This is a genomic window from Hydrotalea flava (genome assembly GCF_001623405.1).
GTDB lineage: Bacteria > Bacteroidota > Bacteroidia > Chitinophagales > Chitinophagaceae > Hydrotalea > Hydrotalea flava.
On sequence record NZ_LUHG01000040.1, the window covers coordinates 22,153 to 39,121 of the forward strand.

Sequence of the window (16,969 nt, forward strand, 5' to 3'; positions counted from 1 at the left end):
ATCAGTTAATAAAAAATGTAACATGCTCAATAAAATCATTCAATTCTCATTACGTAACCGTTTGTTTGTAGTTGCCTTTGCAGCTTTGCTGATGGTATATGGTGTTATTACACTTATCAATTTGCCGGTTGATGTATTACCCGATTTAAACCGGCCCAGGGTGACTATATTTTTAGAAGCCAATGGCATGGCTCCCGAAGAAATTGAAGCACAGGTAACACTGCCCGTTGAAACTTCTTTAAACGGCGCTCCCGGTGTGGAAGTGGTACGTTCTGTTGCCAGTCCGGGGTTGGGGCTTGTGTTTGTTGAATTTGACTGGAGCACCGATGTGTACCGTGCCCGCCAGCTAACTGCCGAAAAATTACAAACAGTTCAATTACCCAATAAGATTGTTCCGGTAATGGGTCCCATTAGTTCTGTGATGGGGCAATTTATGATGGTGGCCGTCACGGGTGATTCTACATCACCGGCTGATATCAGGACATTGAGTGATTTTACCATTAGAAGAAGGTTGATGAGTATTAAGGGGGTAAGCCAGGTTATACCAATTGGTGGTGAAAGAATGCAGTACCAGGTATTGATATCTCCTGAAAAAATGCGCCAGTACAATGTTTCAATCAATGAGATTGACAACGCTTTGCAGGCAACCAATCTTAATTCAACCGGGGGATTTGTGGATGATAATAAAGGAAGTGAAGTGTTGGTGAGAAATATTGCCAGGGCAAATTCTTTAGAGGATTTAGCCAGTACAGTAATCAGTAATAAAAACAATGCTCCTGTTTTATTAAAGCAGGTTGCTGAATTAAAATTTGGCGGCCCTATTAAAAGAGGGGATGGTTCGTTAAATGGTAACCCGGCAGTAATCCTGAGTATTGAAAAACAGCCAGGTGCCAATACGGTTACTTTAACAGCAGAAATTATCAAAGCTTTGGATGACATAAAAAAGTCAGTACCAAAAGATGTCAAGATTAATACCGACGTGTTTCAGCAAAAACATTTTATTGAAAACTCACTTACCAATGTAGAAGAGGCATTGAGGGATGGTTTTATCCTTGTGGTTATTATTCTTTTTTTATTTTTAATGAATTTCAGGACCACTATTATTACCCTTACAGCTATTCCTTTGTCATTAATTATTACGGCTATTATTTTTAAAATGTTTGGTATTTCCATCAATACTTTAACGTTGGGTGGATTGGCTATTGCTATTGGAGAACTGGTAGATGATGCGATAGTGGACGTAGAAAATGTTTTTCGACGCTTAAAGGAAAATTGGGCACTTCCCGAACCAAGGCCCCTGTCAAAAGTAATTTATGAAGCCAGCAGCGAGGTAAGAAATTCTATTGTGTATGCCACCATCATTGTAGTGCTGGTGTTTCTGCCGTTATTTTATATGCAGGGAATTGAAGGCAAAATATTTGCGCCTCTTGGCATTGCCTATATCACATCAATTATTGCATCCCTGGCAGTTTCATTAACAGTAACTCCGGCTTTATGCAGTTATTTATTAGGGAAAAAGAAATATTTGCAGCATGTTAATCTTGCTTTTTGGAGAAAGAAAAAGGAATATACTGAGCACCAGATTTTAGACCATACGCCTTCCAGTGATACAGAGGCTACCATGCTGGCTTCTTCTCATGACGATAGTTCGTTTGTAAAACTTTTAAAGCGACAGGACATTAAGTTGCTGAAACGTGGTTTAAAGCATCCTAAAATAGTAATAGGTATTGCCATTGCTTTAATAGTGTCCGCCATAGCCATTGTACCTTTTTTTGGTACAGAATTTTTACCGCCGTTTAATGAAGGAAGTTTTACTATTAACCTTTCTTTGCCAGCAAGTACTTCTCTAACGGAAGCCAATAGTGTAGGCAGCATAGCAGAAAAGGAGATATTAAAAGTAGATGGTGTATTGCTCACTGCACGACGTACCGGTCGTGCCGAATTAGATGAACATGCAGAGCCTCCAAGCAATTCAGAAATTGAAGTTGCCATAAAACCATCAGACGTAAAAAGAAGAGATATAATATTAGCTGAAATTCGAAAAAGACTTTCAGTTTTGCAGGGCGTAACGGTAAATATTGGTCAGCCTATTTCTCACCGGTTAGACCACTTACTTTCAGGTGTCAGGGCCCAGGTAGCTATTAAAATATTCGGTAACGACCTTGCAGACTTAAGAAGTAATGCTGCACAGTTGAAAGAGATTGTAAGCACAGTGCCCGGCGTAGTAGACTTACAGGTGGAAAAGCAGGTATTGGTACCTCAACTCATTGTTAAAATTGACCGGCAGGCAGTGCAGCGTTACGGCTTGCAGGTTGGCAAAGTAGCAGAGGATATTGAAATATTCTACAATGGTAAAATAAGCAGCCAGATATTAGATGGTATTAAAAGCTTTGACATTGTGCTGCGTACTACAGATAGCACAAGAAAGAATTTAGACGAAATAAAAAATACACAGATATCCCTGCCTGATGGCTCATTGATACCACTGGAGCAAATTGCAAAAATTGAAATTGAAAACGGCATTAATTCCATCTATCATGAAAATACACTGCGGAGGATTGTAGTAAGTGCCAATGTGCAGGGCAGGGATTTGGGAACTACTGTAAAAGAAATGCAGCAAAAAGTAAATGCACAATTAAAACTGCCACAGGGATATTTTTTACAATGGGGCGGCCAGTTTGAAAGTCAGCAATCAGCATCAAAACTGATAGGCATTTTAAGCATATTCTCTTTCCTGGGAATTTTCCTGGTATTGTTCAGTCATTTTAAATCATCAAGAATTGTTCTGCAGATTATGTTGAATATCCCGTTGGCATTAATTGGCAGTGTGATAGCCGTAATGCTGACTGGAGGGGTGTTTTCTATTGCTACGCTTGTTGGTTTTATCACTCTCACAGGTATAGCTTCAAGAAATGGAATTATGATGATTTCTCACTACATCCATTTAGTACAGCATGAAGGAGAAACTTTTGGAGATAAAATGATTATTCGTGGTTCACTGGAAAGATTAGTGCCTGTATTAATGACGGCATTAGTTGCAGCATTAGCATTGATACCATTAACGCTGGATGCAACTGCACCCGGTAAAGAAATTTTATATCCTGTGGCCACAGTTATTTTAGGCGGATTAATCAGTTCTACTTTATTGGATATGATTGTTACGCCAGTGGTATTTAAAATGTTTGGCGAAAAGGCATTGAAGAAATATTTGGAAGAGCAAAGGAAGAAAGAATTTGAATAAACTAATTGATATCATAAAAAAAGAAAAACCACATGGGTCGGAGCCCTGCTTTAGTTTCCTTATTTATAATGAAACGCTTTGGGAGCAGGGTTTCCGTACCCACCAAATTGAAAAGCTGGGTTTAAAAAAGATTTATGTACTACATCATTTCAGGAATGAGATATTGCAATGAGTAAAACAAAATACATACCGGCACTCCGCTTCAAATGGCTAACTCCTTTGTATGATTTTTTGATAAGTATTACAATGCCTGAGAAGAAAATAAAACAGGCATTGGTTGAAGCAGCCAATGTTTCGGCGAAGGAAAAAATACTGGATTTTGGTTGCGGTACAGGAACATTAACTATTATGATAAAGGAATTCCAGCCTGAAGCGAATGTAGCCGGTATTGATGTTGATGTGAAGATATTAAACAAAGCAATTGAAAAAAGTGAGGATAAGGGGCTTGATATTTTCCTGATTGATTATGATGGAACACATCTGCCATTCCAGGATAATAGATTTCATAAAATATTGTCCTGTCTTGTTTTTCATCATCTCGATACTACTAAAAAGAAAATAATACTGGCTGAAATCTTCCGGGTAGTGAGTAATAATGGCAAACTGTACATCGCAGATTTTGGCCGTTCAAAATCGTGGTTGCAAAGAACACTCTTTAATATTATAAGAGGCCTGGATGGATTTAAACCTACAGACGCAAATGCCAAAGGGCTACTGCCCGAATTAATCTCAGAAGCAGGATTTGCAAATGTAACTATCAATAAAAGTTTTAAAACAATGTTTGGTGAAGTTCAGATAATCAGTGCAGAAAAATATAATCTTATAAATAATTAATCATGAAATTTTATTTTCAACTGTTTGTTTTCTTTCTTGCAGTATCAGCTTTATCAGCGAATGCACAGCAGCAAAAAAATGAAGAGATATGTTACAACCCCAACTTAGTAAAAGATACCAGCAAGAAGAGTATTAAATCAATGGCTGTTGCTGTCATCAATGGCGACAGCATCAAAATCAATTATCATTCTCCCGGTGTTCGTAAAAGAGTTATTTGGGGTGGTCTTGTTCCTTATAATGAAGTATGGGTAACTGGGGCACATGATGCCACCACCTTTGAAATTGGTAAATCTTTTATTGTGGGCGGTAAAGAAATCCCTGCCGGTAAATATGCCATCTTCACCATTCCCGGTAAAAATGAGTGGACAGTTATTATTAACAAACAATGGAAACAACACCTGGCAACTGAGTATGACGAAAAGGAGGATGTAGTGAGAATAAAAGTTAAACCAAAGAAAAATGTGCACACCGAGCGGCTGCAATACTTTATAGAACCTGCTAAAGGCAATGATTTAAAACTTGCAATGGCATGGGAAAAAATCAGGATTGAGTTTTCTATTAAAATAAAGTAAGCAGCTATGGCAAAAAGCAAACACTACTATATCCGCAAAATACATCGCTGGCTCGGTGTAGTACTCGGCATTCAATTTTTGTTATGGACAATTGGTGGACTTTACTTCAGTTGGAGCAATATGGATGAAGTACACGGAGATTTTCAAAAAAGAAATGCACCGCTGTTATCATCCAATATTTCATTGGTTTCCCCAACAATGGTTTTAGATACAATTAAGAAAGTTCACCGGATAGATTCAGTTGTATCCATTCAATTGATTGAAATATTTGGTAACCCTTTTTACCAGGTTCGTTGTATCAGTGCCGCCCACACTGATACAAAGCACCAACATGAAATACAATCCATGAATCATCTGGCTGATGCAATTACTGGTCAGCTTCGTGGACCATTGACAAAAGAAGAAGCAGTTGGTGTAGCTAAAATGAGATTTAACGGTGAACCAAAAGTAAAATCAGTTGAATACTTAACAGGCACAGATGGTCATCATGAATATCGGGAAAATCCTTTACCTGCGTATGCCATTACATTTGAACATCCATCAAAAACCACCGTGTATGTAGCCAGCGAATTAGGAACTGTTCAAAAATTCAGGAACAATAAATGGAGAATATTTGATTTTTTATGGATGATGCACACAATGGATTATGAAGGCAGGGACAATTTTGGGAATACTCTGCTTCGGTTCTTTTCAATTTTTGGATTGGTTACAGTGTTAAGTGGATTTGCATTATTCTTTGTGAGTACCAAACGCAGGAAGAAAAAAGCTATGCATTTCCCAACTCTGAATTAGTATTAATATCCGGGCTTTTGTTGTAAACTTTTATTGCAATTTAAAAAATGAAGAAGGATATTAAAAAGCAAGGCACTAAGAACAAAAGACCGATTCCAAAGGTTCTGAAATATGCCCTTTGGATTATTCTTGCTCTTTTTGTACTTGCAATCTTTGCTCTTATCATGCTTATACAGAACATACACATTGAAAAATAATAAAGCCTGGCCTTATTTAAGACGTATGTATTTTTTGGTTTTTGAGAAATAGTGAGGAAACTGTGGATTTTAGACACTTAATTGACTGATTTGCAACAAAATTCCTAAATTGCACATACCCAATGTTTAATTTGAAACAAAACGCCTTATATTTGCAACCAATGAAATTTGTATTTAGATATTTAGCCATTTTTTTACTCTACCTGTCCTGCCTTCCATGTGGAGACAGAGTGGAATGTAATGTAAAAACCCAGGCAAAAATTTCAACATCTACAAGTCATCATGGGCATAAACATTCTTCAGCGGCCTGTACCCCTTTCTGCAATTGTTCCTGTTGCGCCGCCTCAGCGTTTAACTCTCCTTTATTAAAAGTACAAACTGACAAAGTATATTTTCAGTCAGTAAAATTTCCTCTTCATAATGAAGACTGCAATACCGAAGTCTTCTATTCCATTTGGCAACCGCCTAAATTAGCTGCATAATAAACCCTTCTTTCAGTGCAGCGTCATACACTGCTGTTTGCATTTTATCATTTAAGATACCAAGTTGGTTATGACTAAAAGAAAAAAGTCAATGGCCCGCAGTAAACCAGTTTACAGCAAAATAAAAGACCCTTAAAACCGAAATGGATGCGGGTTACAAAAATCATTACAATGATAGTGTTTGGCATTTTAATGCTGATGGCTATTGCAGGAATGATTATAAAATATTATAGACTTGTTTCAAAACATTAAATAGAATTATGCTCAATAAAATCATTCAATTCTCCATAAAAAATAAATTGGTCATCTGCCTGTTTACACTTGCATTAATAATATGGGGTGTTTACTCGGCAAAAAAATTGCCGATTGATGCCGTGCCTGATATTACTAATAACCAGGTACAGGTTATAACTTTAAGCCCATCGCTGGCGGCACAGGAAGTAGAACAACTGATTTCTTTTCCGGTGGAACAAACAATGGCCACCATTCCGGAAGTGCAGGAAATCCGTTCCATATCCAGGTTTGGATTATCCGTAGTTACTGTTGTATTTCATGATGATGCCAACATATATTGGGCCCGTCAGCAAGTAGGTGAACGGCTGATAGAAGCCCGTAACCAGATACCGAATAATATAGGCAACCCGGAAATGGCTCCTATTTCTACGGGATTAGGTGAAATTTACCAATATGTTTTACACGCCAAAAAGGGCTTTGAAAATAAGTACGATGCAATGTCCCTTCGTACCCTACAGGACTGGATAGTTCGTCGTCAGTTGCTTGGCACACCCGGCATCGCCGATGTAAGCAGTTTCGGCGGTCTTTTAAAGCAATATGAAATTGCTTTAAACACTGATAAGCTTCGCAGCTATAATCTATCCATAGCAGATGTATTCAATGCCCTTGAAAAAAATAATCAGAATACAGGTGGAGCTTATATTGACAAAAAACCCAATGCCTACTTTATCCGCAGCGAAGGATTTATTAAAACCATTACTGACATTGAAAAAATTGTAGTTACAAGAACTTCCGGCGGTTCCCCTGTATTGGTCAGAGATATTGCAACGGTACAGTTGGGCCATGCCACGCAATACGGGGCATTAACCCGTAATGCGGAAGGCGAAGTAGTTGGTGGCATTGTTTTAATGCTCAAGGGAGCAAATTCCAGCATTGTAATTAACAGTGTAAAAGATAAAATAACACAGATTCAGAAAAGCTTGCCGGAAGGTGTTGTGATTGAACCCTTCCTTGACAGAAGTGCTTTAGTGAGCAGGGCAATCGGAACCGTAAAAACAAACCTTATTGAAGGGTCTTTGATTGTAATTTTTGTATTGGTGGTTTTCCTTGGCAATATCCGTTCTGGCTTAATAGTGGCTTCCGTAATTCCCCTCGCCATGCTTTTTGCTATTTCGCTGATGAACATGTTTGGTGTGTCAGGCAACCTGATGAGTTTAGGCGCTATTGACTTTGGTTTGATTGTGGACGGAGCGGTGATTATTGTGGAAGCTACCATGCATCAGTTGGGGCATCGAAAACCCGGAAGACTAACGCAAGACCAATTGGATGATGAGGTATATAAGTCGGCAGGTAAAATGATGAACTCTGCAGCCTTTGGACAAATCATCATATTGATTGTGTACCTGCCCATTCTTGCATTAGTAGGTATTGAAGGAAAAATGTTTGGACCAATGGCACAAACTGTTTCATTCGCAATCCTTGGAGCCTTTTTGTTGTCACTTACTTATGTGCCCATGATGAGTGCCCTGGTATTGAGCAAAAAAATAAGCCACAAAGAGAATCTATCTGATAAAATGATGAAATTTTTCCAGAGGCTTTATACTCCTTTAATACGAGGTGCTTTAAAAACGAAATTGCTTGTAGTAAGTATAGCTGTTGGTCTATTTATTATCAGTTTATTTATTTTCAAAACACTTGGTGGTGAATTTATTCCAACATTGGAAGAGGGCGATTTTGCAGTTGAAACAAGGTTACTCACTGGTAGTTCGTTAACTCAGACCATCGAAAAAATCACTCAGGCCTCTGACCTTTTGATGAAAAGATTTCCGGAAGTAAAAGAGGTGATTGGGAAAATAGGTGCATCAGAAATACCAACCGACCCTATGCCTATTGAAGCTTGTGATATGATTATTCTTTTAAAGGATAAAAAGGAATGGACCAGTGCCAGCAACCGGGAAGAGCTGGCAGAACTGATGCAAAAAGAACTGGAAAAAATACCGGGAATTTCTTATGGACTTTCTCAACCCATACAACTTCGGTTTAATGAATTGATTGCCGGTGTACGGCAAGATGTAGGAATTAAAATATTTGGAGAGGATTTGGATGTACTGGCAGATTTGGCAAAGAAAATTGGAACCATCGTTCCTACTGTTAAGGGTGCCGAAGATTTATATGTAGAACAGGTTACGGGTCTTCCGCAAATTGTTATTAAACTCAACAGGGATAAGATTGCTCAATTTGGTTTAAATGTAGAAGATGTGAACCGCACCATCAGCGCTGCATTTGCCGGGGAAGCTGCGGGTATTGTATATGAAGGCGAGAAACGTTTTGATATGGTGGTGCGGTTAGAAAAGACAGGCCGCCAGAGTATTGATGATGTAAAAGGATTATTTGTTGCGGCCCCTGATGGTAACCAGATCCCATTGGAACAGGTAGCCGATGTGAATTTGCAGTTAGGCCCTAACCAGATACAACGGGAAGATGCCAAAAGAAGAATCATAGTAGGTTTTAATACAAGAGGCAGGGATATCTCGTCAGTTGTAAAAGAAATACGGGAAAATATTGAGAAGCAGGTAAAAATGCCTCCCGGTTACTTTATTACTTATGGAGGACAATTTAAAAATCTCGAAGAGGCCAATAAAAGATTATCTGTTGCTGTGCCTGTTGCATTAGCATTAATTCTCCTGCTTCTATTCTTTACGTTTGGTTCTATTAAATATTCACTACTCATTTTTACAGCTATACCGATGAGTGCTATTGGCGGTGTATTCGCTTTATGGTTCAGGGGAATGCCATTCAGCATTTCCGCAGGTGTGGGTTTTATCGCACTGTTTGGTGTAGCTGTATTAAATGGCATTGTGTTAATCAGCGAATTTAACCGGCTAAAAAAGGAAGGTATGACCGACATAAATGCAATTATTCTAAAAGGAACCTCTGTAAGGTTGCGACCTGTGTTAATGACCGCAACAGTTGCTTCATTGGGCTTTTTACCAATGGCGTTGTCCACAGGTTCCGGAGCAGAAGTACAAAAGCCGTTGGCGACGGTTGTAATAGGCGGATTGATTACGGCTACTTTTCTTACGTTGGTAGTTTTGCCGGTGCTATACACCTGGTTTGAAAAGATAAAACCGAAGACGAAGAAGACCGATGTAACAAAAGGGCTGGCTTCATTGCTTATCCTGTTTTTTGTCTCATCATTTGCAGCAAATGCACAACAACAACCAAAGTCAATCATCAATCTTAATGATGCTGTTGCAGCAGCTATGAAGAATAACCCGTTGGTAAAAGTAGGAACGCTGGATATAAGTTATCAGCAACAATTGAAAAAAACGGTAAAGGACTATGGCAAAACAAATGTAGGACTCACATTTGGGCAGTATAACAGTCGTATAGCGTATGATAACAATTTCAATATTAATCAGAGCATACCGAATCCAGCTTACTTTAAAAGTCTCATAAAGCTATCTGAGTCAAATATCAAAAGCAGTGAGTGGCAACTGAAAATTTATCAAACTGAACTGGCAGCGAATACTAAAACATCTTACTACCAGTTAAGTTTTTGGATTGAGGAAATAAGATTATTAAAAGAGTTGCTCGCTATTTACGAAAATGTATTGAAGGCATCTGCGTTGCGGTACAAAACGGGTGAAACAAATGCATTGGAAAATTATAATGCTGAAAGCAAGGTGAATGAGATAAAGGCGCAATTGAGAAATGCGGAAGAAGGTTACCGTATTGAATTAAACCGTCTGAAAGTGTTTACTGCAGATTCTTCTGTTACGGCCATTGCCGACACTTCACTTATTGAAAAGCAGATACAGGTAAACTTTGATACTGCTGCCATTGCGGCCAACCCTACACTGGCATTTATTAAACAGCAGATTGATATTGCAAACCGGGAGAAAGCTGTTGAGCAATCGAGATTAAAACCTGATTTCTCAGTAGGCTATTTCAACCAGTCGCTGGTGGGCTATCAAACCGTAAACGGTGTTGATAAATATTATGGAGTTGGCCGCCGTTTCCAGGGTGTTAATTTGGGCATCAGCATTCCCATATTTGCCAGGGCGCAAAAAGAAAAAGTAAAAGCGGCAGAAATAAACCGGGTGCGTCGTGAAGCAGAACTGACCAATTATCAATACAACCTGCAGGCCGAATTGACAAGGCTGTTTGGCGAATTGCAAAAACAAAGAGTTCAAATCAACTACTACCGCAATACTGCTTTACCGCAAGCCGATCTCATCATCAACCAGGCGCAAAAAGCTTTTACTGCCGGTGAAATCGGTTACTATGAGTTGACGCAATCACTCAATAATGCCGTTATTGTAAAACAGGAATACACCAAACTTTTAAACCAATACAATCAAACCGTCATTGCTATCGAATTTATCGGCGGCATCAATTAATAAGAACGGGCTAAAATAAAATTAATATGAAACAAAAATTTTTAAGTTCACTTGTTATACTCACTGCGGCCACTATATGGCTTTCATCCTGCTCTTCCAAAGGAGGTGCCGAAGCTGCCCCTGCACAAGAAACTAAAACTGAAGAAGCTGACATGGTGGATTTGTCTGAAGACCAGTTTAAAACAGTCAACATACAATTCGGCGCTGTAGAAGATAAAAACCTCAGTAGTGTTATCAGGGCAACTGGTGTGCTGGATGTACCTCCACAGCAATTGATAACTGTCTCCTCTCCTTATGGTGGTACATTAAAGAGTACTGAATTGTTGCAAGGGAAACCTGTTACAAAAGGAGAAGTAATAGCTGTATTGGAAAACCCTGAATTTATTCAGTTGCAACAAGACTACCTGGACTATAAAAGCCAGTTGGTTTACCTGAAAGAAGAATTGGACCGTCAGCAGGAATTGGCTAAAGAAAATGTAAATGCAAAGAAGACCCTGCAAAAAGCCGGCAGCGATTACAATAGTATCATGGCAAGGGTGCAGGGCTTAAAATCAAAGCTGCAACTCATCAATATTAATCCTGATAAAATCAATCCTGCAAACATCTCCGGCAGGGCAAATATTTATGCTCCTATATCAGGCTATGTTACTAAGGTATTGGTGAACATAGGCAAGTTTGTAAACGCTAACCAGGAGCTATTTGAAATTGTAGATACCCGTCACCTTCATGCAGAACTTACCATTTTTGAAAAAGATGTTCCAAAATTGAAAATAGGTCAGAAAATACGTTTTGTGTTGAATAATGAAACAAAAGAGCGTTTTGCAGCAGTGTATTTAATAGGACGTGAAATCAGTGCTGAGCGAACGGTTCGGGTGCATGGACATTTGTTGCAGGAAGATAAAAACCTGTTACCAGGTATGTACCTGAAAGCAATTGTAGAAACTGGTGTTGCTACCACTACTGCATTGCCTGATAAAGCGATTGTACAATCGGCAGGCAAGTCATACATTTTTATTGCATCAGAAGAAATGAAAGAGGGAAAAAAGCCAGATGATGCTAATAAAAATACAACTGTTGAAAAGCATATTGCCTTTAAAAGAATTGAAATAACTATCGGTGTTTCAGAAAATGGATACACAGAAATTATTTTACCTGAAGGCTTTGACAAAAACAGCAAGGTAGTGGTTAACGGAGCCTACGATTTGTTATCGAAAATGAATAATGTGGAGGAGGAATAAATTCTATATGGGTCGGAGCCCTGCCTTGTTTGTCCCGTTTTAAAATGGAAAACCTTGAATGGCAGGGTTTCCGTACCCACCAAAAAAATAATTGTCTGATTGATTTATTTAAAACAAAACCAATTTTAATTATGAAAAAGATACTCGTTACCGCTATACTGTCTATAGCAATCGCAACATCTTTTACAGCCTGCAATAATGCTGCTGATAAAACTAAAGAAGCAGATAAAGAAAAACTACATGATGTGCATGATGGCGACAATCATAAAAAAGACGACGGTCACCAGCATGACACCACCTATAAAAACGATATCGATACTATGGGCATGAAAATGGGTGACAATGAATTGGATACAAAGAAAAAATAAATCATCATTTAAAATTAAAAATTATGAAACAGTTATTTGCATTTATCGTGATGCTGTTATCTGCATCTTTTTTGAACGCACAGGACATGATAACCTTGAGTACAGGAGAAATCATTAATGGAAAAGTAGCCGAAGTGGGGACCACTGAAGTGAGATATTACAGGGCTGATAATATAGACGGCCCCGTATATGTGACCAGTAAAGCAGAGGTGGCGCAAATTGTTTATGCCAACGGCACCAAAGATGTTTTTCAGTCACAGACCGCACAGCCTATTGTACGAACAATAGTATATGACAGACGGACTGGCAGAGGTTTTTACCGGCCTTATGTGTATCCGATAATTACACCACATATTGATTTGGGCCACCACGGAATCTTCGGAGGGCATCATGGTGGTTACTACGGAGGACATCATTAGTCTTAAATGATTTCGAAAAACGAAAATTAACTGGATTGATTTATAAGAATTCTTTTCAATTATGCTACAGCTTTTAGATTTTACCCAAAAAAATATTATAGCAACAAGGGCAAATGATTTGTTGGGTATCAAAGACTACGAGAAAATACACCCCTTTATCCATAATATTATCGGCACCGGGAAAAAAGTCAGGTGGTATTTTGAAATGGATGATTGCTCCTCTTCAGATTCAACCGGTTTTTGGGAAGACGGCATTATCGAAGTTAATTATGGTAAAATGAATTTTACGCATGCAGAAGATATTGAAAAAATTGCCATTGTTGGTGCTAAAAAATGGGAAAAGTGGATGCATTCAATAATGAAACCTTTTACAAAGGCAAGCATAATGTATTTTGATTTGCCCGATAGAGAAAAGGCAAGGGAATGGATTCTGAATTAATATAACCGGGCTTTAATGTTTAATGCATGTTATCAGTCAGGATTCACTGTTTAAGTAATCATATTTAAAAGGCAAAAAATGGATATAAGATTTGAATTAATTATGGTTGTAAAGCTTTTGGTAGCATTTGCATTTGGAGCATTTATAGGATACGATAGAGAAAAGCAGGGAAAAGATGCAGGCATCAGAACCTATGCTGCCATTTGTTTTGGGGCAACTCTATTTACTGCTATAGCGGATGAGTTTAATGATATAGCAGCGGCATCCAGGATCATTTCAAACATTGTAGTGGGTATTGGATTTTTGGGAGCAGGAATTATTGGCAACAGTAATACTTCGAATGCTACTTACGGGTTAACTACCGCTGCTACTGTTTGGTGTACGGCAGCAGTAGGTGTTGCAGTAGGGATGGATAATTTTATTATTGCCATCGTAGCTTCATTAATGCTATACTTTTTGTTATCGTTAGACCGGCAAAAGTGGTATATCAGCTGGATGAATAAAATTAAAAGCAAAAATGATAAAGCATCCAATGATTCAACAAACTTAACTTAAATAAATTATTCATCTTAAAAACTAAAACATATGAAATGTCCATCGTGTAACGAAACATTGTTGATGACCGACAGGCAAGGAATTGAAATTGATTATTGCCCTAAGTGTCGTGGTGTATGGCTTGATAAAGGCGAGTTAGATAAAATAATTGAGAAATCTCTTGAACAGCAAGACCCCGATCAAAATCAGCAAAATCAAAATTACAAGCCTCCATATAATCAAGACGGCTATGAAGGCGGAGGTTATCGAGGTAGTAAGCATGGCGGGTATGGCAAACATAGCAGGCGAGGCTTTCTTGGAAGCCTGTTTGATTTTTAAAACCAATAAATAAATTAGCCGGTAAGCAAAGCACAGATTGTAGCGTAAAGCATAATTATGAAATTGAAACAAGTAGTATTATTTATTCTTTTTCTTGTTGTAATTGACCAGGCTATAAAATTTTACATTAAGACAAATTTTTATTATGGTGAAGAACATAAAGTGTTTGGTCTAAACTGGTTCAGGCTTCATTTTATAGAAAACTCCGGAATGGCATGGGGATGGAAGTTAGGGAAAGGAGATATAGCAAAAGTTGCATTAACACTGTTCAGGCTTATTGCCGTAATATGGGGTTCATTTTATATAAAGAAAATTATAAGTAAAAATTATCACAAAGGATTTATCATTTGCGTGGCTTTTATATATGCAGGTGCTTTGGGTAATTTAATTGACAGCCTTTTTTACGGATTAATATTTGAAAATAGTGATCCCGATCTTGAAAATATTGCAAGGGCATTTTCATCCAATGGCGGTTATGCTGGTTTAATGTATGGCCGTGTGGTGGATATGTGGTACTTCCCACTTATCAATACAACATTACCTTCAGGGTTACCGATTTGGGCCGGCAAACACTTTGAATTTTTTCAACCGGTGTTTAATACAGCTGATGTATGGGTATCAACAGGTGTAATAACACTTCTGATATTTCAAAAACGGTTTTTAAAAAAAAAGTGAATATTGAAAGTGATTGGCAGCCTGATCATAGATAATCACATCAGGCCTGAAATTCACCCGATTTTGCAAACGGAACTGATAGAATTAAAGGGAATTTCGCAACTAAAATTCAACACACAAATGCAGTATATTATCTCATATAAAACGTTAAGAAAATTAATTATTTCATTTATTGCATTTAGCCTGTGCAGTACAATTACATTTTCTCAGGGATTACCTGCTAAAAATAAATCTTCTGACCGTTTGACCTTCCAGGCCAGAACACTTATTAACCTGCTGGATTATGTGTCGCAGGATTATAGCCGGGCAGTTAATAATGGCGAAGTGATTAATAATGCAGAATACAGTGAGATGATTGAATTTACAGTAGAGTCAACTTCTCTTTTTGATTCGATAACTTACAAGATAAACATCAATAATAAAAACCAGATTGCACAACAATTGTCTTCATTACTAACATCTATACAACACAGGAAAAACAAAGAAGAAATTGCAACGAACGCCCAGCAAATTAAAATACTGATATTGCAATTAAATCTGATAGACATAAGCCCCGAACAATATCCTGATATAGCGAAAGGGAAAAAAATATTTACTGCCAGTTGCCAATCTTGTCACGGAATCTATGGCGCCGCAGACGGCCCCCTCTCTAAATCTTATAATCCTGCCCCAGTAAATTTTCAGAACGATTCTCTTATGCAATTAATTTCTCCCCTACAGGTATTCAACACTGCCCGGCTTGGGGTACGTGGGACCGGAATGCGTGCTTTCAACGAACTTTCTGATAAAGAACTTTGGGATGTTTCGTTTTACATAAAATCGTTACGTTTCCAAAATAAGTTTTCCTCAGAGCAGGACTCTTTTAATAAAATTTATAACCGTATTCAGTCATTTGTTACTCTTTCAGATATTGCACATCTTTCCGATAAGGAATTAAAACAAAAATCAGGCAACCATAGTGATTTCGCAATAGCTGCTATTAGACTACATAAGGCAGGCACGGGTAGCAATTCTTTTGAGGCAGCATTCAATTACCTGGCTGATGCTCTTTCTTTTTACAAGAATAATAATAGCGCACTTGCTGAAGAAAAAGCCCTATATGCATATTTAGAAGGAATTGAACCTTATGAGCAGCAACTTAATGCAGTTGACAATTCTATTGTTTCTGAATTGGAAAATAAAATGAATGAAGTTCGGTCGGCAATTAAAAATAATAAAGATGAACAGGAAGTAGAGCAAAAAATTACTGATGCAAAATCATCTATTAACAAGGCAAAAGTATTATTGGGAGAACAAACTTATTCGTTTTGGTTTTCGTTTTTTATTTCTTCCTCTATTTTACTGCGTGAAGGTCTTGAAGCGGTGCTCATCATAATCACCATTTTAAGCCTGTTAAAATCCCTTCATGCAAACAGGGCCATTCGCTGGGTACATGCCGGATGGATGAGTGCGGTAGCTATTGGTTTTGCAAGCTGGTTCTTCACAGGTTGGCTCATTTCATTCGGCGCTCAAAATCGTGAACTAATGGAAGCATTTGGCGCCTTGCTCGCTGTTATTATTTTAGTCTATGTAGGTTTTTGGCTGCACAAAAAAACGGAAGCAAAAAAGTGGAAAGAGTTTATTGAAGAAAGAATTGTGAAAATGCTTGACCAGGGGAAATTATTTACACTTGCCTTTATATCTTTTATAGTGGTATTTCGTGAAGCCTTTGAATCTGTTATTTTTCTTTCTTCAATGCAATTGCAGGTAGATGATAAAAGCAGACCGGGTATTTGGATGGGGGCACTGGCAGCTATAGGTAGTGTAATACTTGTATCAAATTTGTTACTTAAATTTTCTGTAAAAGTTCCAGTCAAAAACCTTTTTCAATACTCTTCCATTATCATTATGATATTATCTGTAGTGCTTGCAGGTCAGAGTGTACATGCCTTTCAGGAAAGTGGCTGGATCTCAGTAAGTAGTGTAAGGTTTAATTTTCATTTAACCATACTTGGAATTTACCCTACCGTGCAAACTTATCTGGCACAAATTATTGTTTTAGTAATCACACTTATTCTTTGGGTTTATGGGATAGCAAAAAATTCAAAAGACATTAGTGCTGAAAACCAAATATCATAAGTAAGAAATAGTATGGAAACAGTATAATGTTTTTTAATATTAGTATGACTGAGCTTAATAATGAATGTAATGATCTGAAATAAA

General features: G+C 37.9%; 14 protein-coding genes. All 14 read left to right on the forward strand.

Annotated elements, in window-relative coordinates; translation table 11 throughout:
• Positions 1-22 precede the first annotated feature (22 nt).
• The 14 genes from A0F92_RS03315 (at position 23) to A0F92_RS03385 (ending at position 16,885) form a co-directional block, all read left to right on the forward strand.
• Complete coding sequence (locus A0F92_RS03315; protein ID WP_068241673.1) at positions 23-3,241, forward strand: efflux RND transporter permease subunit; 3,219 nt, start codon at positions 23-25, stop codon at positions 3,239-3,241.
• Positions 3,242-3,460: 219 nt separating this feature from the next.
• Positions 3,461-4,075, forward strand: coding sequence for a class I SAM-dependent methyltransferase (locus tag A0F92_RS03325; protein ID WP_167516782.1), 615 nt, complete (start codon positions 3,461-3,463; stop codon positions 4,073-4,075).
• Between the two features lie 2 nt (positions 4,076-4,077).
• The gene (locus A0F92_RS03330) at positions 4,078-4,647 is read left to right on the forward strand and encodes a DUF2911 domain-containing protein (RefSeq protein ID WP_068241679.1); all 570 of its coding nucleotides are present in this window, start codon (positions 4,078-4,080) and stop codon (positions 4,645-4,647) included.
• A 6-nt stretch (positions 4,648-4,653) separates the two neighbouring features.
• A complete protein-coding gene (locus A0F92_RS03335) occupies positions 4,654-5,439 on the forward strand; it encodes a hypothetical protein (protein ID WP_068241681.1) in 786 nt (261 codons plus the stop codon).
• 358 nt (positions 5,440-5,797) lie between these two features.
• Positions 5,798-6,118, forward strand: coding sequence for a DUF6660 family protein (locus tag A0F92_RS16020; RefSeq protein WP_353744848.1), 321 nt, complete (start codon positions 5,798-5,800; stop codon positions 6,116-6,118).
• A 260-nt stretch (positions 6,119-6,378) separates the two neighbouring features.
• Entirely contained in the window at positions 6,379-10,755 is a 4,377-nt protein-coding gene (locus A0F92_RS03345) for a CusA/CzcA family heavy metal efflux RND transporter (RefSeq protein ID WP_068241684.1), read from the forward strand.
• 26 nt (positions 10,756-10,781) lie between these two features.
• On the forward strand, positions 10,782-11,993 hold the full coding sequence (locus A0F92_RS03350) for an efflux RND transporter periplasmic adaptor subunit (RefSeq protein WP_068241686.1): 1,212 nt from the start codon (positions 10,782-10,784) through the stop codon (positions 11,991-11,993).
• A 44-nt stretch (positions 11,994-12,037) separates the two neighbouring features.
• A complete protein-coding gene (locus tag A0F92_RS03355; protein WP_068241688.1) occupies positions 12,038-12,361 on the forward strand; it encodes a hypothetical protein in 324 nt (107 codons plus the stop codon).
• A gap of 23 nt (positions 12,362-12,384) precedes the next feature.
• A complete protein-coding gene (locus A0F92_RS03360) occupies positions 12,385-12,780 on the forward strand; it encodes a hypothetical protein (RefSeq protein ID WP_074421079.1) in 396 nt (131 codons plus the stop codon).
• Between the two features lie 61 nt (positions 12,781-12,841).
• Entirely contained in the window at positions 12,842-13,219 is a 378-nt protein-coding gene (locus tag A0F92_RS03365) for a SpoIIAA family protein (RefSeq protein WP_068241692.1), read from the forward strand.
• 78 nt (positions 13,220-13,297) lie between these two features.
• Positions 13,298-13,774 carry an MgtC/SapB family protein gene (locus A0F92_RS03370; RefSeq protein ID WP_068241693.1) on the forward strand — a complete coding sequence of 159 codons (477 nt, stop codon included), beginning with the start codon at positions 13,298-13,300 and terminating at the stop codon, positions 13,772-13,774.
• 30 nt (positions 13,775-13,804) lie between these two features.
• Positions 13,805-14,092, forward strand: a complete 288-nt coding sequence (locus A0F92_RS03375; RefSeq protein WP_068241696.1) for a TFIIB-type zinc ribbon-containing protein — start codon at positions 13,805-13,807, stop codon at positions 14,090-14,092.
• Positions 14,093-14,149: 57 nt separating this feature from the next.
• Positions 14,150-14,767, forward strand: a complete 618-nt coding sequence (locus A0F92_RS03380; RefSeq protein ID WP_068241697.1) for a lipoprotein signal peptidase — start codon at positions 14,150-14,152, stop codon at positions 14,765-14,767.
• Between the two features lie 120 nt (positions 14,768-14,887).
• Positions 14,888-16,885 (forward strand): FTR1 family protein, encoded by a 1,998-nt coding sequence (locus A0F92_RS03385; protein WP_143439619.1) that lies wholly within the window; start codon positions 14,888-14,890, stop codon positions 16,883-16,885.
• The last annotated feature ends 84 nt before the right edge of the window (positions 16,886-16,969 follow it).